Below are 18,674 nucleotides of genomic sequence, written 5' to 3' on the forward strand. Positions count from 1 at the left end.
CTAGAAGGTCAGCACCTTGTCGGCGGCCAGAGTCCATTGGGCCAACAAGGGGAGGGTGCCTATCTCTATGCCCTCGACAAGGGGTAGCGGGGTGATGCCGCGCGCATCGGTGCAACTCTTGCAAAGCCGGATCCGGGTGCCCTGAGCCAGCAGTATCTCCAGCATCTGGCGCAGGTTGTAGCCCTCGGCCGGAGCCTGCCCGGCCAGAGCAGCAGTGACGGCATCCGACATCAGGAAGAGGTTGAGGTCTACCTTTCCCTCCTCTTTGAGGGCGATGCCGAGGCGCAGGGCATTGAACAGGGACTCGCTGCCATAGGGGGCGCCGTTGGCAATGATGAGAATGTGTTGGGTCATGTGGCTCTCCTGATTGAAAGGGCCATTGTAGCCTCGGCGAAAGCGGCCCGGCATGATGCAGAGCACACTCTGTTGTAGCCCGGCCCCGTGTGTCTTGACCTCACACAGGGAGTCAGGTCTCATGGACGGCCATCCAGTATGACAGAACAAAGAGGTTGTTATGTGGAAGATCGCCGGAATAGGCTTATTGTTGTTGGCCGGACAAGCCTATGGTAGTGAAAACATCGGCTGCAAGGCCAGACAGCAGGCCGTGACGGATCAGCTTGCGTTCGCCAGGGCGCACAACAACCAGGAGCAGGTAGCCGGCCTTGAGCGGGCACTGCGCAACCTGGAGGCCCATTGTACCGATGCCGGGCTCCTTGAGGAGCAGCAACGCAAGGTGGTCAAGCAGAGGGAAGAAGTGGAAGAGCGGCTGGCCGAGTTGCAGAGCGCACGGGTATCGGGCAAGCCGGACAAGATTGCCAAGAAGCAGTCCAAGCTGGAGGAGTCCCAGGCCGAGTTGCTGGAAGCCCAGCGCGAACTCGAGGCGCTGCAAAAACTGGTCAAACCCTGAGGGAAGGGCAGCGCAATAGAAAAAGCCGGGCATGCCCGGCTTTTTCTATTTCTGGATAATGCACCCGCGAGTGTCAGACGCTGACTGCCTGTGCATCCGCACGAATTTCTCCATCAGCTGATCTTCGGTTTCCACCCTATGGACGGGATCCCGGAGGATGCCGTCCATGGGGCGCAGATGCAGATGCAGATGCAGGTGCTACAGCTACTGCCTGTGCATCCGCACGAATTTCTCCATCAACTGATCTTCGGTCTCCACGTGGGCGGGATCCCAGATGATGCAATCGATGGGGCAGACGCTGATGCAGGTCGGCTTCTCATAGTGGCCGACGCATTCGGTGCAGCGATCCGGGTCTATCTCGTAGATCTTGCTCCCCAGGGTGATGGCCTGGTTAGGACACTCCGGATCGCACATGTCACAGTTGATGCACTTGTCGGTGATGAGCAGTGCCATCTCAGGCCGCCGAGTGAGGTTGACGGGTATCCTCGCGCTCGCCGAGGTTGCGCAGCAGGATGCCGTAATTCACGTCGATCTCCTTGGGTACCGGCACGTAGACCACGTGGCCGTTGCCCGGTGCGGTGTCGATGAGCTCGCCCTTGCGGTTCTGCATCTGCTCCAGGTTGAAGCTGAGGTTGCCCTGGGGGGTCATCAGCTCCAGGCTGTTGCCCAGCAGGAACTTGTTCTTCACCTCGACCTCGACCATGTCACCGTTGCGACCGGTGATCTCGCCGACGAACTGCTGGGTGTCGGAGACGGAGTAACCGTAGTCGTAGTTCTGGTATTCGCTGTGGTTGTGACGGCGCAGGAAGCCCTCGGTGTAGCCGCGGTGGGCCAGGTTCTCGAGGGTGCCCATCAGGGTCGGATCGAATGGACGGCCAGCCACCGCATCGTCGATGGCCTTGCGATAGACCTGGGCGGTACGGGCGCAGTAGTAGAAGGACTTGGTACGGCCTTCGATTTTCAGCGAATGAACGCCCATTTTGGTCAGGCGCTCGACGTGCTCGACAGCGCGCAGATCCTTGGAGTTCATGATGTAGGTACCGTGCTCGTCTTCAAACGCAGTCATGAACTCGCCCGGGCGGTTGGACTCCTCCAGCAGCACCAGGGCATCGGTCGGCTTGCCTGCGCCCAGGGTCGGATCCACCTTTTGCACGGCGATGGGCTCCTGGCGGTGGACGATCTGGCCCACGTCATCTTCCTTGCCCTCGTGCACCTTGTACTCCCAGCGGCAGGAGTTGGTGCAGGTACCCTGGTTGGGGTCACGCTTGTTGATGTAGCCGGAGAGCAGGCAGCGGCCGGAGTAGGCCATGCACAGCGCCCCGTGGACGAAGACTTCCAGTTCCATCTCCGGCACCTGCATGCGGATCTCCTCGATCTCGTCGAGAGACAGCTCGCGGGAGAGGATGGCACGGGTCAGGCCCATCTGATGCCAGAACTTCACCGTGGCCCAGTTGACCGCGTTGGCCTGCACCGAGAGGTGGATAGGCATGTCGGGGAAGGCTTCGCGCATCATCATGATGAGACCGGGATCGGACATGATGAGTGCATCCGGCTTCATATCCACCACAGGGCGCATGTCGCGGATGAAGGTCTTGAGCTTGGAGTTGTGGGGCTGAATGTTGGCCACCACATAGAACTGCTTGCCGAGGGCATGGGCCTCGTTGATGCCGAGCTGCAGATTCTCGTGATCGAATTCGTTGTTGCGTACCCGCAGGCTGTAGCGCGGCTGGCCCGCATAGACGGCGTCTGCGCCATAGGCATAGGCGTAGCGCATGTTCTTGAGGGTCCCGGCAGGGGAGAGCAATTCTGGTCTGAACATGTTGGACTCTTTTATCTGATTGCAAATCAGGACGGCGCCACCTGATGGCGTCGTGTGGGTTCATCGGTGGCGCGACCGTCTTCGACGCACGGCCATCCGATGGGGGCACATCGGAGCAGGAGGTGACTCGATACTCCGGATATACGGGGTGCGAGATTGTACTCGTGACCGCCTCGTCATGCAATTTGGGACGACCCTGGCATACCTGCGCCATGTTCATTTTACGCTCAGACTGGGGTTGCTAGAGTGCAAGGGGTGAAAGAGGCCCCTGAGTTGGCGGTGAAATGGATCTTTTCGGCGAAAAAGACCATCTCCAAGTTGAAATTTTGCCCTGCTCGGGAAAGAATGCGCGCTCGGTTGTTGGTCCCCGGTGACGGGCCCACAAGAGACCGATGATGAGCAGGGCAAAGGCCCACAGGAACAGGAAACCATACAGGAATTTTATGAATCCCCTTCGCATTGCCGCTTCGGCTCTTTTATGTACGCTGGCGCTGGTCAGCCAGCAGGCCGCCGCCGTTGAATACCAGCTGCCTGCAGCCAACAGCCGCCTGATCGGTGAGAACCAGGAATACGTGGTGCCCGCAGACAACCGTCCGCTGGAGCAGATCGCCTCCGACTTCCAGCTGGGTCTGACCAACATCATGGAAGCCAACCCGGGCGTCGACCCCTACCTGCCCAAGGCGGGCAGCACGCTGATCATTCCCCATCAGCTGATCCTGCCCAACGCTCCCCGCGAAGGGATCGTCATCAACGTGGCCGAGATGCGTCTCTACTACTACCCGAAGGGCAAGAACGTGGTGCATGTGCTGCCCATCGGCATCGGCCAGCTCGGGGTCAACACCCCGGAGAACTGGATCACCAAGGTTGAGCGCAAGCGTGCCAACCCGACCTGGACCCCGACCGAGAATATCCGTCGCCGCTACGCCGCCCAGGGCAAGACCCTGCCCGCGGTCTGGCCGGCCGGCCCGGACAACCCCATGGGCCTGCACGCGCTCTACATCGGCAACCTGTACGCCATCCACGGCACCAACGCCACCTTCGGCATCGGTCTGCGGGTGAGCAGCGGCTGCGTGCGCCTGCGCGCCGACGACATCAAGTACCTGTTCGATCACGTGCCGGTCGGCACCCGCGTCCAGTTCGTCAACCAGCCGGTCAAGACCACGGTCGAGCCGGATGGCGGTCGCTACATGGAAGTGCACGAGCCGCTGTCGCGCACCGAGGAAGAGTTCAACTCCACTGCCTCCGTGCCGCTGCCCATGACCCCGGCGACCACCCGCTTCATCGCCCACGCTGACAGCGACTCCAACGTGGTCAAGCAGGTGCTGGAACAGCGTACCGGCATCCCGACCCGCCTCAATCCAGAGGCGTAATGGCCGGCAAGTGCAGTTTAACAACAACGGCGACCTGATGGTCGCCGTTATTGTTTCTGCGTATCCGGACGTCAGCTGGCTGGTGGGGCATAGAGGGCCAGCCAGTTGCCTTCGGTATCCTCGATGATGACCCGGGAGCCATGACCACTGCCGATGCTGTGCAGAGGCTCCAGCACCCGCCCGCCGAGCCGGGGGACCAGCAGTTCCGCTTCCTGCAGCCTGTCACCGAGGGAGAGATAGATGAGGGGACCGGCACCGCCGGGCTGGTGATATTTGTCCATGGGGCCGAGACAGGCCGCCGCGTTGCTGCCGTCGTGGCGCAGCATGGCAAAGCGCATGGTCTCTTCCTGGATGGGGGTGACCTGCACATCGAGCAGGGCCGAGTAGAAGTCCATGGCGCGATCCAGATCCCGTGTCGGAATGTCGGCCCAGACCAGGGTGTTGTCCATCGTCGTATTCTCCAGAGTTTCCGGCCAACGCGGTCGGTGGCTCTTTGAGGTTAGAAGTGGCCGTCGGGGGGCGCCATGGATAAAAAAGCGGCGCCTGATGGCGCCGCTTGAAGGGGGAAGAGCCGAGTAAGGCTCCCCCTCTTATTTGCCGGCAATGCTGAGCCCGCCAAAGCGGATCAGCGGGGCATAGAAGTCCTTGCCATCGTCGTGGTGCAGCTGGTTGCCGACCGCTTCCAGCTCCCCGAGCAGACGATAGAAGTTGCCCGCCACCGTGATGCCGCGTACCGGTGCCACGCGCTCGCCATTTCGGCAGAGGAAGCCGGAGGCGCCGAACGAGAAGTCGCCGCTCACCGCATCGGCCCCGGAGTGCAGGCCGTCCAGCTTGACCAGCTCCAGGTACTCACCGCTTTGTACCTCGGCCTCGCCGTGGGGGCCGAGCCCGAACACCAGGTGACGAGGGGCCACGTCCAGGGCACTGCGGGCACTGCGGGCGGCTGCACCGTTGCTTGTCACGCCGAAGTGGCGGGCGGTGGCGCTGTTGTGCAGCAGGGTCTTGAGCTCCCCCTCGCCGATGAGCAGGAGATCCGAAGTGGCGGCCCCTTCGCCGTCAAACGCCTTGATCTTCATGCCCCCCGGCATATAGGCACGACTCTCCAGGGTGAGCCAGCGAGAAGCCACGCTTTGACCCAGCTTGTCGCGCCAGGGGTTGATCCCCTGCTGGGCCCACTTGCCAGACAGGGCGGACTGGAAGCAGCCAAACAGGCTGGCAAAGCAGTGGGTGCTGAAGATGACGCTGTAGCGACCGCTCGGCACCGCCTCACCCATCAGCAGGCCATCGGCCACGGCGTGGATCTGGCGGATGAGAGGCTGGCTCTCCAACTCGTCGAAGCGCCGTGCGTACTGTCCCTGGTAGTGCATGGACTGGCGGCCCTCCCGCTCGATGAGAGCGGAGCTGTGGCAGCCGACGCTGAATTCCTGATGTTCACAGAGGCTACCCTGGCTGTTGGCAAGCCAGAGGCGGCTCTCCCCCTCGAAGAAGCCGTTGTAGGGGGCGCCGGTCACGTCCGGCAGGGCCAGCATGTCGGACTCGAGGCGCAGGGTCAGGGCGATCTTCTCTTCCACCGCCGTGGTGTCGGCCTGATGTATCTCGGCGCAGTCGGTGATGAGCCTGCTCTGCTGCACTGTGATGCGCTGATCCGGGTCCACCTTGGCGAAGCGGCTCGCATCGAGCGCATCCTGCACCATGGCGTCCAGGGCCGACGAGTCGAGGGACTCGGAATAGGCGATGCCGACCCGGCCTTCCTTGATGAGGCGAATGCCGATCTGCTGGCTGCTGGTGACCTTGTATTCACTGAGTTCGCCCTTGTCGGCCTTGAGGGAGAAGGCCTTCTCCTGATTGGCGATGACGTCTGCCTCGGCACCCAGATCGGCGACCTGGTCCAATAGACGGGCAAGCAGTTGGTTCATGTCGAGTTGGCTCATCAGGCGTTCCCCCCAACCAGGATATTGTCAACCTTGAGCGGCGGCTGGCCGACTGAAACGCGAATGAGGCGGGAGATGGAACCGCATAGGGTGTCATGGATGTTCATCAGGCGTTCCCTCCGACCAGAATGCTGTCAACCTTGAGCGGCGGCTGGCCGACCGAGGCGGGAATGGAGCCGGAGACCGAGCCGCACATGCCGGCGGAGAGGGCCAGATCGCGCCCCACCATGGAGATCTCCTTCAATACCTGCGGGCCGGTGCCGATCAGGGTGGCCGACTTGAGGGGCCGGGTGATCCTGCCCCCCTCGATGAGGTAGGCCTCCTGCACGTTGAAGTTGAACTCGCCGGTACCGGGCTGCACAGAGCCACCCCCCATCCGCTTGGCATAGATGCCGTGTTCCACGGTTGCCAGCATGTCGTCGAGGCTGTAGTTGCCCGGTTCGATATAGGTGTTGCGCATGCGGGAGGCGGGGGCGAACTTGTAGGATTCCCGGCGCCCGGAACCGGTGCGGGCGTAGCCGGTGCGAAGGGCCCCCATTCTGTCCACCAGGAAGCCGGTCAGCACGCCGTCCTTGATGAGCTGGGTGTGCTGGGTCGCCATCCCCTCGTCATCGACGTTGATGGAGCCCCAGGCGTTGCCCTGCAAGCCCTCGTCCACCGCGCTGACCGCGGGGTTGGCGATGAGCTGGCCCATCTTGTCGTGGAACACGGATGCCTTCTTGGCCACCGAGGTGGTCTCCAGCAGGTGACCGCACGCCTCGTGGAAGATGACGCCGCCAAAGCCGCTCTCCATGATGACCGGCAGCTTGCCGCTCGGGCAGGGGGCTGCTCCCAGCTTCACCAGTGCCTGACGGGTAGCGGTGAGAGCCAGCTCGCGGGGGTCGATGCTCTCGGCATGCTCCCATCCCTTCATGGCACCGGGGGCTTCATAGCCTACACTCTGCTCGCCCCCGTCCAGGGCGATGGTCTGAGCCATGATGCGGTTGTAGTGGCGGCGATCGCTCACCTGCACCCCTTCGCTGTTGAAGATCTCCACCTCCTGCTCCCAGCCGAGCACGTTGCCCGAGAACTGGCTCACCTTGTCGCTCTCGGCGCGGGCCGCAGCGTCCATGGCATGCAGGTAGGCGATCTTCTGCTCCAGCAGCTTGTCGGCCGACAGCGGCAGAGCGATCGGGTTGCGGTCGGTCAGGCGGGTGAAGTCAAAGGCAGTGGCGGTGACCACGGGGTCACGCCTGTCCTTGGCCGCCAGCAGGGTAACGATGCGCAAGAGCTCGTTGCGATCGGCCAGGTTGGTGTAGCCGTAGAGCACCTTGTGGCCGTAGCACATGCGAACGCCGATACCGAAGTCGAGACCACCGCTGATGTTCTCTATCTGGCTGGAGAGCAGGCTGAGCTGGCTGCGGCGCTTGCGCTCCACAAACAGCTCGGCGAAGTCGGCACCCAGCGCCAGCGCGTGATCGAGCACGTCGCGGGCGATGGCGGGGGCCAACAGGGAGAATGAAGTCATAGAATATCCTTTTCTGGTCTGTCCGTTTGCTTCCGACACCCGGCGTTGTGTTGTTATGGGGTGTCGACCTCATTGTTGCAGACCAGAAGCAAAAAGTCGCTATAGCGTCAGCCGATGATACCAAACGAGAAAATCGGTGCGATTTATGCGCCCGGCAGCCCGAGCGCAGGCTACCGGCAGGGGAGGTTGGCGCCGCTCATGGCGCTCGTTTTATATGAGGTCGACCCACTGCTCGATACGGGGTCGGTCTGGTCGTCCATTGGCTGGCGTCGTCGAACATCCAGGCGGCCAGGATCAGAGCAGTTCGTGGATCTCGCTCAGGATCTGGTCGACCCACTGCTCGATGCGGGACTCGGTCTGGTCGTACTGGTTGGCGTCATCGAGGGCCAGCCCGACGAAGTGACGGCCATCGTCGATGAGCGCCTTGGAGGCGTCAAACTCGTACCCCTCGTTGGGCCAGTAGCCCACCAGCTTGACTCCCTTGGGGACCAGCTGATCGTGCAGCAGGCCGAGGGCATCCTGATACCACTCCCCATAGCCCAGCTGATCGCCCATGCCAAACAGGGCGATGATGCGTCCCTCCAGATGCAGGTCGGCGATGTCTTCCCAGCGGGATTCCCAGTCCTCCTGCAGCTCGCCGAAGTCCCAGGTGGAGATGCCCAGGATCAGGATGTCGTACTCCTGCATGCGGGCGAGGGGCACATCCTTGATGTTGTGGAGATCGACCAGCTCGGGGCCGATGAGGGCGCGGATCTTCTCGGCGGCCATCTCGGTGTAGCAGGTGGTGGAGCCATAAAACAAACCTATCTTCATCGCTCTTCTCTTGATCGCAGTCGGCAAGGGGCGTGACCGGCACAGCGGCGCCCGGGGGAAGGGCGCCAGTCTAGCAGATTGCGACGGGCTCTTCACCGCCTGAGGGGATGTGCAGCCTTGCCTTGCGGCCCGGGTGGGTCGGCACGTTACAATGGCGACCTGTTTCCCTGAGCGCGGCGCACCATGAGCAAAGCAGAATCCCATCCCCTGATCGAGCCGTTTCTCGACGCCCTCTGGCTTGAGCGGGGGCTCTCCGACAACACGGTCAGCTCCTATCGCACCGACCTGGAAAAATTTGCCCTCTGGCTCGATGAGCAAGGCGGTTCCCTGCTGCTGGCGGGGCTGGACGACATCCAGCACTACCTCGCCTGGCGGGTGGACCATCAGTTCGCGGCCAGCAGCACGGCCCGTTTCCTCTCGGCCCTGCGCCGCTTCTACCAGTATCTCAATCGCGAGAAGCTGCGCAGCGACGATCCCACCGTGCTGCTGGAGGGGCCAAAGCTCCCCAAAAAGCTGCCATCGGATCTGAGCGAAGCCGAGGTGGAGGCGCTGCTGCAAGCCCCCCTGGTGGACGACCCGCTGGAGCTGCGGGACAAGGCAATGCTCGAGCTGCTCTACGCCACCGGGCTGCGGGTGTCCGAGCTGGTGGGGCTGACCGCCGAGCATGTCAGCCTGCGCCAGGGGCTGGTGCGGGTGGTGGGCAAGGGCAACAAGGAGCGCCTGGTCCCCATGGGGGAGGAGGCGGTGCACTGGCTGGAGCGCTACTACCGGGAGGGGCGCACCCTGCTGCTGGGTGGCACCAGCTCGGACGTGGTGTTCCCCTCCAAGCGGGCCCGGATGATGACCCGCCAGACCTTCTGGCACCGCATCAAGCTCTATGCCCTGAGAGCCGGCATCAGGGGGGAACTCTCCCCCCACACCCTGCGTCACGCCTTCGCCACCCACCTGCTCAATCACGGCGCCGACTTGCGGGTGGTGCAGATGCTGCTGGGCCACGCGGATCTCTCCACCACCCAGATCTATACCCACGTGGCCAACGAGCGGCTCAAGGCACTGCACGGCCAGCACCACCCCAGAGCCTGATCGCCTCACCTGCCTTGCAACAAAAAACCGCCCGAAGGCGGTTTTTTTTTCAGCACACGACAGGGAGGAAACGGTTATTTCCCCTGCTGGGATTTCAGCAAGTCGCGGATCTCGGTCAGCAGCTCCTGATCCTTGGTGGGGCCGGCCGGGGCAGCGGCTTCCTCTTCCTGCTTCTTCTTCAGGGTGTTGATGGCCTTGAGCCCCATGAAGATGGCGAAGGAAATGATCAGGAAGTCGATACAGGTCTGGATGAACTTGCCGTAGGCGATGACCACGGCAGGGGCATCCCCTTCGGCGGCCTTCAGGGTCACGGCGAGATCGCTGAAATCCACGCCCCCCAGGATCAGCCCGATGGGGGGCATGATCACGTCTCCCACGAAGGAGGAGACAATCTTGCCAAAGGCGGCACCTATGATGATACCGACCGCCATGTCGATCACATTGCCCCTGGATGCAAAGGCCTTGAACTCTTGAATCAGACTCATTTTTCCCCCTAGAAATGGACAACGTGCCACCTGAGCGCACGTCGATTTGAATAATAAAACATCAGCAAAACAGAGGGATGACTAAAGATGTCTCCCGTCGTCCTGATTAGCTTGCGGGGCTCAAGCCCGATTGGCAACCTGTCATCCCGTGATTTTTTCTTGCGGACGTTATTAATCGATCACTAATTAAGGTCTTTGGGAGAGGGAATTGTCTGGGTTACCTTATGAGACCCTTCAATCATGCCAAGTGAATGAGCTGATGCGATATTTACTGCTGGGAATGATGCTGCTGTGCGCTTTTGCGGCCAGCGCGGGGATGGACCCCCATGTGTTGAAACAGACCATAGAGCAGCGCCTCGGTGTGCAGGTCTACCTGGTGGACGAGACCCCCATGCCGGGCCTCTATCTGCTGGGCACGGCCCAGGGACTGCTCTACAGCGATGCCAGGGGAGACTATGTGCTGCAGGGCTCCATGCTGGATCTGGCCCACGACATGAGAAACCTCACCCGGCTCAGCCAGCAGCAGCAACGCAGGCTGGCGCTCTCCCAGATAGGGGAGGCCCGGCTCTGGCTCAAGGCCACCCCTGAACGCCACCGCCTCACCCTGTTTACCGATCTCGCCTGCGGTCCTTGCCGCATCGCGCTGGAGGAGTTGCCCCGCTTGCAGGCGAGGGGCGTGAGCGTGCAACTGCTGCCTGCGCCTGTCGCCGCCTCGGATCAGGCTAGCTGGTGCGATCCCGGGCTGCTGCGCGAACTCAACTTCAGCGATCGTTTGCCTGAGAGCGGCTGTAATGCGATCCTTGCCCATCATATCGGCCTGAGCCAATGGCTCGGGATCAAGGCGTCACCGAGCTGGGTCCTGCCCAATGGCGACCTGGTGCGCGGTTACCAGAGCCCCGAACAACTGCTCAAGATACTGGATCACATCAATGCCCCTGCAAATCCGTCGTCGTCCGCGAGTTGATGATTCCCATCTGCCCGCCACCCTGCACCCGCTGCTTCGCCAGATCTTCGCCAGCCGCGGGGTAGAAGACCCTGCCCTGCTGGAGCGCAGCGCCAGCTCGCTGCTGCCGCCCCAGCGTCTGTTCGGCATGGCGCAGGCGGTGCCGCTGCTGGCCGAGGCGCTGACGGCGCAAAAACGCATTCTCATCGTCGGTGACTTCGACTGCGACGGCGCCACCAGCTCGGCCCTGTGCGTGCTGGCCTTGCGCGCCATGGGGGGGCACCACATCGATTTTCTGGTGCCCAACCGATTCGAGTTCGGTTATGGCCTCACCCCGGAGATCGTCGAGCTGGCGGTGGCCCGCGGCGCCGAGTTCCTGATCACGGTGGACAACGGGATCTCCAGCATCGCCGGGGTGGCGGCGGCCAAGGCGGCAGGCATGCAGGTACTGGTTACCGATCACCATTTGCCGGGTCAGGAGCTGCCTGACGCCGACGCGATAGTGAACCCCAACCAGCATGGCTGCGACTTCCCCTCCAAGTCCCTGGCCGGGGTCGGGGTCGCCTTCTATCTGATGGCGGCCCTCAACACCCATCTGCGCCAGAGCGGCTGGTATGAGCGCCAGGGGCTGCGCGCCCCCAACGTGGCGGATTACCTCGATCTGGTGGCCCTCGGCACCGTGGCCGACGTGGTGGCGCTCGATGGCAACAACCGCATCCTGGTTCATCAGGGTTTGCAGCGGATCCGGGCCGGCCGTTGCCGCCCCGGCATCCAGGCGCTGGTGGATGTGTCGGGCCGCGACGGTCGTCGCCTGTGCGCTGCCGATCTCGGCTTTGCGCTGGGGCCGCGCCTCAACGCGGTGGGCCGGCTCGATGACATGTCCCTCGGGGTCGCCTGCCTGCTGAGCGAGGACATCAACCTGGCGCGCCAGCTCGCTTCCGAAATGGACAGCCTCAACCAGGAGCGCAAGGAGATCGAGCAGGGGATGCAGCAGGAGGCGCTCGCCACTTTGGAGCAGATCCGTTTTCGTGACGGCGAGGTGCCCTCCGGCATCGTGCTGCACCGGAACGAGTGGCATCAGGGGGTGGTGGGGCTGGTGGCCTCCAAGGTGAAGGAGAAGTACTACCGCCCGGTCATCGCCTTTGCCGAGAGCAGCGAGACCGAGCTCAAGGGCTCCGGGCGCTCCATCCCGGGGGTGCACCTGCGCGATGCGCTGGAACTGCTCGATACCCGCCACCCCGGCTTGATGGGCAAGTTTGGCGGCCACGCCATGGCGGCCGGGCTGACCCTGCCCAAGGCCAATATCGAGGCCTTCGGCCGGGCCTTCGAGGCGGTCATCGGCGAGCTGGTGACCCCTGAGCTCTTGACCGGGGTGCTGCTCACCGATGGCGAGCTGCTGCCGGACGAGCTCACCCTCGAGCTGGCGGAGCTGATCCGCGCCTCCGGCCCCTGGGGTCAGGCCTTTCCCGAGCCGCTGTTTGACGGGGAATTCGTGCTGGTGCAGCAGCGGCTGGTGGGGGAGAAGCACCTCAAGATGATGCTGACCACGGATTCCGGCCACGCGGTGGATGCCATCGCCTTTGGCGTCGACTTGCAGCGCTGGCCCGATGCCTCGGTGAAGCGGGTGCGGCTGGTCTACCGGCTCGACGTCAACGAGTGGCGTGGCAACCGCAGCGTGCAGCTGCTGGTGGAGCATCTGGAGGCCGCCGGCCTCTGATCCCGCGAGTCTCTCTTGCTGTCGATGACGGCCACCTCAGGGTGGCCGTTTTTTATGGTGTGAACCCGGATGTTGTCGTTGACCCGTCTATTGCTTCACAGTTTAAGCTTCCCTTCATCGGGTCACGGACCCCTCAGCGAGTGGTTGTCATGAAAATATCCGAATTGGCCCGGCGCTGCGGCCTGGCCCGCTCCACCCTGCTCTATTACGAGAAGCTGGGGGTGATTGCGGGCACGAGGGGCGCCAACGGCTATCGCCACTACGACGATGACGATCTGCAGCGGCTGCGGATGGTACAGGCCCTGCAGGCGGGTGGCCTCAGCCTCAAGCAGTGCCTTGCCTGTCTGGCGGGCGAGCTGGAGCAGGCGACACTGGAAGCCCGGGTCAGGGAGCTGGACGAAGAGCTGGCGCGGATGCAACGCGCCCGGGATCTGCTGGCGGATCTCGCCGGTTTGCGTGCGCACTCCGGTGACGAGTTCAAGGCCTGGCAGCGGCAGCTGCAGCATCAAGCCCCGCAGGCTTACTTTGCCTGGGTGATGAAGCAGGGATTCAGTGAAAAAGAGCGTTACCACCTCCAGTGGCTCAGCAAAGACATGAATGAACATGAGCGCTACATCCGGGATTTCAAGCTGCTGCTGGATGGCATGAGCTATTGGGGGCCGGGCGATAGCCTCTTCACCCAGCAGCAATTTGCCGCGCTGCCCAGCCAGCCTCGCCGGATCCTCGACATGGGCTGTGGGCGCGGCGCCGCCACCCTGGCGCTGGCACAGGTGACGGACGCCCCCATCGTAGCCATCGATCTGGACGAGGAGGCGCTGGCCGCCGTGGCGAGATCGGCCAGTGCGGCGGGGCTGAGTCAGGTCACTACTCTGTGCGCCAACATGGCGGCGCTGCCGGCAGACCTGGCCCCCGCCGATCTCATCTGGGCCGAGGGGAGCGCCTACACCATAGGGGTGGCCAATGCGCTCAAAGCCTGGCGGGCGTACCTTGCCGATCCTAATGCCTGCCTGGTGCTGAGCGACCTGGTGTGGCTGACGGACACGCCCCCAGAGGAGGCGCTGGCGTTCTGGCAGCGGGATTATCCCGCCATGCAGACCCTGGCGGGCCTGCTCAAAACGGTGAAGGAGGCGGGTTATCGCTGCCTGTGGCACACCGAGTTGCCGCAAAGGGCCTGGCACAACTATCTGGATCCCATCGAGCGCAATCTGGCGCGCCACAGTGCCGAGCTAGGGGATAGCCCAGCCTGGCAGGACTTGAGCCGGGAAGTGGCCATCCACCGCCAACACCTGGGCAGCTACGGCTATGTGATCTGCTGCCTGCAGGCAGTCTGATCAGGCCATCCATTGCAAGATAACAAACGGAGAAAACCAATGAACATCATCATTCGGCCCGAAGCAGGCGCCGATCACGACGCCATTGAAGCGCTGACCGTGGCCGCGTTCCTCAATGCCCCCCATACCGATCACAACGAGCAGTTGATCGTGCGTGACCTGCGCCAGGCCGGGGCACTCAGCCTGTCGCTGGTGGCGGAGCTGGCGGGGCAAGTGGTCGGCCACCTCTGCTTCTCGCCGGTCACCATCAGCGATGGCAGCCCGCACTGGTATGGTCTTGGCCCCATTTCGGTCTCCCCTGCGCTGCACGGCAAGGGGCTGGGGTCACGGCTGATGGACGCGGGTCTGGCCGAGCTCAAGGGGATGGGGGCGGCCGGCTGCGTGGTGCTGGGGGATCCCGGCTTCTACGGCCGTTTCGGTTTCGTGCCCGAGCCGGGGTTGACGCTGCCCGGCGTGCCGCCCGAGTACTTCATGGCCCGCTTGTTCGGCGCTGCCATGCCCAGTGGTGAAGTGCGCTACCACCAGGCCTTCCAGCAGGGGTGAGCCCTCACCTTGAGGAAGATGAAAGTCGCTTTCTCAAGGTGGTGCAACCTTGTCGGTTTTAGGGAATGGGGCGGTGTTTAATATCAACCTTTCTGATATCTCATGGTGGAAAATGCAATAAGTGACGGTATTGTGATATATTCCACCTGTAATTTTTCTTGACGGACCGCCCCCTTGTCATCCTCTCGCCGCCCCTCGTCATGGCCGATGGTGCTTGCCATCGCCTGCCTTCTCTGGCTTGCCGCTGCGGCGGCGGCAGGGGTCGTTGCAACGCCGGGAATGGAGACGCAAGGGCAGGAGCGGCCGATGCTGTTCCATGAGCCAGCGAACCCGGGGCTTGCCGACAACGTCAGCCTGCCGCCCGCCTCCCAGTGGCGGCTCGGTTTCGAACAGGGACGGCGACTGGAAGGGGCCGCTCATGCCGAGCTCTACCAGATGCTGCTGGCCTGGTTCCAGCACGAGATCCTCGGCCTGCTCTGCGGCCTGCTGTTTTTCCTGCCTCTCATCTATCTCAGGCAGCGGCCCGACTACTTCGGCGCTCTGCACACACGGCGGCTTCGCTGCCACCACCTGCAATATCGCTTCTGCCAGGGCGACTAGGTTCACCAGCCGGGCGCCCGCCCGTTTGATCCCCGTCATTGAGTACCGCTGACCGGGCTGCTCGGCAGTCTGGCGGCTGCCGTGGTCATTACCGGGTGCTGCGCCAGCTCTCTCTGTAAACGTCATCTTCGCGACTGGCCGTTGGCCGGGCGCGGACATGCTCTTATTGCAACCAAGTGGTGAACTCATTCATGGACTATTACGTCAATCTCTTCATCCAGTCGATCTTTGTGGAAAACCTGGCGCTGGCCTTCTTTCTTGGCATGTGCACCTTCCTGGCCGTTTCCAAGAACATCAACACCGCCTTCGGTTTGGGCATGACGGTGCTGGTGGTCATGGTGATCGCCATCCCCCTCAACAACCTGATCTACCGCCATATCCTGCGTCCCGAGAGTACCTTCCTCGGGGAGTTTGATCTGGGCTTTCTCGATTTCATCGTCTATATCGGGGTGCTGGCGGCGCTGGTGCAGGTGATGGAGATGGTGCTCGACAAACATTTCCCGGCGCTCCATCACGCGCTCGGCATCTATCTGCCGCTGCTGACGGTGCACTGCGCCATCTTCGGCGGGGTGATGTTCATGGCCCAGCGGGATTACGACTTCATCGAATCCGTGGTCTACGGGGCGGGCTCAGGGCTGGGCTGGCTGCTGGCCATCGTCGCCATTGCGGGGTTGCGCCAGAAGATGAAGTATTCGGATGTGCCCGAGGGGCTGCGGGGGATCGGCATTACCTTCATCGTGGCCGGGCTGATGTCCCTCGGCTTCATGTCTTTTTCCGGCATCTCGCTCTGAGCCATGGGCCGGGTGGTGGCCCAATGAAGGTGCTCAATCCAGACGCTTTGCCATGTTGTAGCCCGTGATGGTGAAGCCCAGCGCCTGATAGAGCGCCAGTGCCCTCGGGTTGTCATGGGCCACCCTCAGCTTGATCTGGTGGATGCCTAGGGGGGCGAGCTGCGCCTCCAGGGCGGCCATGGCAGCCTTGCCGAGGCCGCGACCACGATGGGGCGGTGTCACATAGAAGTCGTAGATGAAGGTGGTGCCGGCGGCGCCGTCGATGGCGTGCCAGAGATAGCCCAGAGGCTCGCCCGGTGCGTTCGAGGCTTCAGGTACCATGGCGAGCAGGTGATGACCCGGGGTGGCGACACCCAGTGGCAGGAGCTGCTGCAACGAGGCGTCGGCCTGACGGTGGGCGTCAGGCAGCGCCATCCCGTGGTTGCTGGCAAGATCCTGGGCGTAATCCTCGATGAAGTAGTCGCGATAGGCGGGAAAGTCTGCGTCACGCAGGGGGATCAGGCGAACGGTGAGAGTCGGCATCCGGCACAGCACTCCAGAGAAGGGGAGTGGCCACGTTACGCCAGAACGGCGCCAATCACAAAGGGACAACCGCTGCCTGCGAGGTGACGGCGATAAAAAAAGAGCGCCCAAGGGCGCTCTTTTTTCTGCCAGCAGGAAAAGAGGCTTATTTGACCTCTTCCCCCTTGGCTTGCAGGTCTGCGTGGTAGGAGGAACGCACGAAGGGACCGCAGGCGGCGTGGCTGAAGCCGAGCTCCATGGCCACATCCTTGAGTTCGTCGAACTCTGCGGGCGGCACATAACGCTTCACCGGCAGGTGGTGGCGGCTCGGTTGCAGATACTGGCCCAAGGTCAGCATGTTGACGCCGTGCTCGCGCAGATCCTTGAGTACCTCGACGATCTCCTCGTTGGTCTCGCCAAGGCCCATCATCAGACCGGACTTGGTCGGCACGTGGGGGTGCATCTCCTTGATGCGGCGCAGCAGCTCCAGGGACCACTTGTAGTCGGCACCCGGACGGGCAACCCGGTACATGCGCGGGGCGGTTTCCAGGTTGTGGTTGAAGACGTCAGGCGGGGTCTCGCGGAACACCTCCAGCGCCTGCTCCATCCGGCCACGGAAGTCCGGGGTCAGGATCTCGATGCGGGTCTGGGGGCTGTGCTCGCGGATCTCGCGGATGCAGTCGGCGAAGTGCTGGGCACCGCCGTCCCGCAGATCGTCGCGGTCCACCGAGGTGATCACCACGTACTTGAGGTTCATCTCCTTGATGGTGAGTGCCAGCTTCTTCGGTTCCTCCGGATCCAGCGGCAACGGACGGCCGTGGGCCACGTCGCAGAAGGGGCAGCGGCGGGTACAGATGGCGCCCATGATCATGAAGGTCGCGGTGCCGTGGTTGAAGCACTCCGCCAGGTTGGGGCAGGAAGCCTCTTCACACACAGAGTGCAGCTTGTTTTTGCGCAGGGTGCTCTTGATGTGCTCGATCTTCTGGCTCGACGGCGGCAGCTTGATCCGCATCCACTCCGGCTTGCGCAGCACTTCCTCGTTGGGATCCGGCATGAATTTCACCGGGATCAGGGCCATCTTGTCGCCATCGCGCAGCTTGACGCCCGGCTCCATACGAACGGGTTTGCTCATGATTCACTCTCGGTGTTTGTTATTGTCTGGTTGACGGTCACCAGGGGCCTTGCGGCTCCCTCGTGACCACGGGGCATGGGGTTGCTCATGCCGCCTCTTCGGTATTCGTGATCTCTTGGTAGCCAATCAGGCGGGCCAGCTCCGTCACCAGCAGGGACTGTGCCTCGGCGACGCTCTGCGGGCCGCCCAGGGCGCTGGTCTGGGTCATGGCCATGCCCGCATAGCCGCACGGATTGATGCGCAGGAAGGGAGTCATGTCCATGTTGACGTTGAGGGCCAACCCGTGGAACGAGCACCCCTTGCGAATGCGCAAACCCAGGGACGCCAGCTTGGCTTCCATACCCAGATCGCTCTTCACGTAGACGCCCGGGGCATCGGCCTTGGCGTAGGCCTCGATATTGCTTTTGGCGAGCGTGTTGATGATGGCGGTTTCGAGGCAGGTCACCAGCTCCCGTACAGAGAGCTTGCTGCGGCGCACATCCACCAGCACGTAGAGCACCAGCTGGCCCGGGCCGTGATAGGTCACCTGGCCGCCGCGATCACTCTGCACCACCGGGATGTTGCCCGGGGCGAGCAGGTGTTCGGCCTTGCCGGCCTGACCCTGGGTGTAGACGGGGTCATGCTCCACCACCCAGAACTCGTCCGGGGTGTCGGGGGTGCGATTGTCGGTGAACGCCTTCATGGCGTCCCACACCGGCTGGTAGGGGCGACGGCCCAGCTGTCTGACGAGCAGTTGGCCGGCTGACGGTTGTGGCTCGGCGGGCGTTTCGAGTGACATCTTTCCTCACTGGCGGCGCGGTGTCGGTACGGTCGCCGCTGCGACCGGGCGGCAAATAATCAGTCGCCCCGGTGGCGGGGCGAGAGAGGCAACTTACAGGACGTAACGAACCAGCTCGATCTTGCCAAGGGCGGTATACATGGCCTCGATGTGTTCCTTGCTCTGGGCGGTGACCGTCACCCGTACCGAGTGATAGTTGCCCTTGGAGCTCGGTTGAACGGTCGGGCTGTAGGTGCCGGGAGCATGTTGCTGCAGCACTTCCACCACCATGTCGGGCAGGGCGGGATCGGCCACGCCAAGCACCTTGAACGGGAACTTGCAGGGGAACTCCAGCAGTTCATCAAACTTGGTATTCATCTACTTCACCTTTCTGGGTCGCCGGGAAGCGACGTCATCTTTACGTCTTTGAGGGCCGCCGAAACG

21 protein-coding genes are annotated in these 18,674 nt (G+C 62.9%); 9 read left to right on the forward strand and 12 right to left on the reverse strand.

Annotation, left to right across the window (positions count from 1 at the left end; genetic code table 11):
• Entirely contained in the window at positions 1-354 is a 354-nt protein-coding gene (locus OKC41_RS04045) for a DsrE/DsrF/TusD sulfur relay family protein (protein ID WP_010675361.1), read from the reverse strand.
• Between the two features lie 160 nt (positions 355-514).
• On the opposite strand from OKC41_RS04045, the gene OKC41_RS04050 reads away from it, so the two are divergent.
• A complete protein-coding gene (locus OKC41_RS04050) occupies positions 515-907 on the forward strand; it encodes a DUF1090 domain-containing protein (RefSeq protein ID WP_039041125.1) in 393 nt (130 codons plus the stop codon).
• Between the two features lie 204 nt (positions 908-1,111).
• Here OKC41_RS04050 and OKC41_RS04055 read toward each other — a convergent pair whose 3' ends face one another.
• Positions 1,112-1,360: a YfhL family 4Fe-4S dicluster ferredoxin gene (locus OKC41_RS04055; RefSeq protein WP_010675358.1), complete on the reverse strand. Its 249-nt coding sequence runs from the start codon at positions 1,358-1,360 to the stop codon at positions 1,112-1,114.
• A 1-nt stretch (position 1,361) separates the two neighbouring features.
• Complete coding sequence (gene yegQ / locus OKC41_RS04060; RefSeq protein WP_010675357.1) at positions 1,362-2,726, reverse strand: tRNA 5-hydroxyuridine modification protein YegQ; 1,365 nt, start codon at positions 2,724-2,726, stop codon at positions 1,362-1,364.
• Between the two features lie 443 nt (positions 2,727-3,169).
• On the opposite strand from yegQ, the gene OKC41_RS04065 reads away from it, so the two are divergent.
• The gene (locus OKC41_RS04065; protein ID WP_041212511.1) at positions 3,170-4,096 is read left to right on the forward strand and encodes a L,D-transpeptidase family protein; all 927 of its coding nucleotides are present in this window, start codon (positions 3,170-3,172) and stop codon (positions 4,094-4,096) included.
• Positions 4,097-4,167: 71 nt separating this feature from the next.
• On the opposite strand, the gene OKC41_RS04070 is transcribed toward OKC41_RS04065, so the two are convergent.
• The 4 genes from OKC41_RS04070 to fldB form a co-directional block, all read right to left on the reverse strand.
• Positions 4,168-4,545: a VOC family protein gene (locus OKC41_RS04070; protein ID WP_010673739.1), complete on the reverse strand. Its 378-nt coding sequence runs from the start codon at positions 4,543-4,545 to the stop codon at positions 4,168-4,170.
• A gap of 141 nt (positions 4,546-4,686) precedes the next feature.
• Positions 4,687-6,027, reverse strand: a complete 1,341-nt coding sequence (locus OKC41_RS04075; RefSeq protein ID WP_201894366.1) for a TldD/PmbA family protein — start codon at positions 6,025-6,027, stop codon at positions 4,687-4,689.
• A 106-nt stretch (positions 6,028-6,133) separates the two neighbouring features.
• Positions 6,134-7,534: a TldD/PmbA family protein gene (locus tag OKC41_RS04080; protein ID WP_201894365.1), complete on the reverse strand. Its 1,401-nt coding sequence runs from the start codon at positions 7,532-7,534 to the stop codon at positions 6,134-6,136.
• 294 nt (positions 7,535-7,828) lie between these two features.
• Complete coding sequence (gene fldB, locus OKC41_RS04085) at positions 7,829-8,347, reverse strand: flavodoxin FldB (protein WP_041212516.1); 519 nt, start codon at positions 8,345-8,347, stop codon at positions 7,829-7,831.
• Between the two features lie 183 nt (positions 8,348-8,530).
• Here fldB and xerD point away from each other — a divergent pair, with 183 nt between their 5' ends.
• The gene (gene xerD, locus OKC41_RS04090; protein WP_042014490.1) at positions 8,531-9,430 is read left to right on the forward strand and encodes a site-specific tyrosine recombinase XerD; all 900 of its coding nucleotides are present in this window, start codon (positions 8,531-8,533) and stop codon (positions 9,428-9,430) included.
• A gap of 74 nt (positions 9,431-9,504) precedes the next feature.
• Here the strand turns inward: xerD and mscL are convergent, their stop codons facing one another.
• Positions 9,505-9,915, reverse strand: a complete 411-nt coding sequence (gene mscL, locus OKC41_RS04095) for a large-conductance mechanosensitive channel protein MscL (RefSeq protein ID WP_010673746.1) — start codon at positions 9,913-9,915, stop codon at positions 9,505-9,507.
• Positions 9,916-10,174: 259 nt separating this feature from the next.
• On the opposite strand from mscL, the gene OKC41_RS04100 reads away from it, so the two are divergent.
• The 6 genes from OKC41_RS04100 to nqrE all read left to right on the forward strand — a co-directional run bounded on the left by OKC41_RS04100 (position 10,175) and on the right by nqrE (position 15,840).
• The gene (locus tag OKC41_RS04100) at positions 10,175-10,879 is read left to right on the forward strand and encodes a disulfide isomerase DsbC N-terminal domain-containing protein (protein WP_039041117.1); all 705 of its coding nucleotides are present in this window, start codon (positions 10,175-10,177) and stop codon (positions 10,877-10,879) included.
• Positions 10,845-12,575 carry a single-stranded-DNA-specific exonuclease RecJ gene (recJ, locus tag OKC41_RS04105; RefSeq protein ID WP_201894364.1) on the forward strand — a complete coding sequence of 577 codons (1,731 nt, stop codon included), beginning with the start codon at positions 10,845-10,847 and terminating at the stop codon, positions 12,573-12,575. Before OKC41_RS04100 ends, recJ begins: the two co-directional genes overlap by 35 nt.
• Before the next feature lie 149 nt (positions 12,576-12,724).
• Positions 12,725-13,906, forward strand: coding sequence for a MerR family transcriptional regulator (locus tag OKC41_RS04110; protein ID WP_201894363.1), 1,182 nt, complete (start codon positions 12,725-12,727; stop codon positions 13,904-13,906).
• Positions 13,907-13,945: 39 nt separating this feature from the next.
• On the forward strand, positions 13,946-14,449 hold the full coding sequence (locus OKC41_RS04115) for a GNAT family N-acetyltransferase (RefSeq protein ID WP_041215662.1): 504 nt from the start codon (positions 13,946-13,948) through the stop codon (positions 14,447-14,449).
• Between the two features lie 306 nt (positions 14,450-14,755).
• Complete coding sequence (locus tag OKC41_RS04120) at positions 14,756-15,049, forward strand: hypothetical protein (RefSeq protein WP_010673751.1); 294 nt, start codon at positions 14,756-14,758, stop codon at positions 15,047-15,049.
• Positions 15,050-15,240: 191 nt separating this feature from the next.
• Complete coding sequence (nqrE, locus tag OKC41_RS04125; protein ID WP_010673752.1) at positions 15,241-15,840, forward strand: NADH:ubiquinone reductase (Na(+)-transporting) subunit E; 600 nt, start codon at positions 15,241-15,243, stop codon at positions 15,838-15,840.
• 33 nt (positions 15,841-15,873) lie between these two features.
• Here nqrE and OKC41_RS04130 read toward each other — a convergent pair whose 3' ends face one another.
• The 4 genes from OKC41_RS04130 to ybeD form a co-directional block, all read right to left on the reverse strand.
• Positions 15,874-16,362, reverse strand: a complete 489-nt coding sequence (locus OKC41_RS04130) for a GNAT family N-acetyltransferase (RefSeq protein WP_010673753.1) — start codon at positions 16,360-16,362, stop codon at positions 15,874-15,876.
• Positions 16,363-16,507: 145 nt separating this feature from the next.
• On the reverse strand, positions 16,508-17,473 hold the full coding sequence (gene lipA, locus OKC41_RS04135; protein ID WP_109111910.1) for a lipoyl synthase: 966 nt from the start codon (positions 17,471-17,473) through the stop codon (positions 16,508-16,510).
• 85 nt (positions 17,474-17,558) lie between these two features.
• On the reverse strand, positions 17,559-18,251 hold the full coding sequence (gene lipB, locus OKC41_RS04140; protein ID WP_010673755.1) for a lipoyl(octanoyl) transferase LipB: 693 nt from the start codon (positions 18,249-18,251) through the stop codon (positions 17,559-17,561).
• Positions 18,252-18,344: 93 nt separating this feature from the next.
• Entirely contained in the window at positions 18,345-18,608 is a 264-nt protein-coding gene (gene ybeD, locus OKC41_RS04145) for a DUF493 family protein YbeD (protein ID WP_010673756.1), read from the reverse strand.
• Positions 18,609-18,674: the final 66 nt, after the last annotated feature.

The organism is Aeromonas sp. QDB17, assembly GCF_027705305.1.
GTDB classification, from domain to species: domain Bacteria; phylum Pseudomonadota; class Gammaproteobacteria; order Enterobacterales; family Aeromonadaceae; genus Aeromonas; species Aeromonas caviae.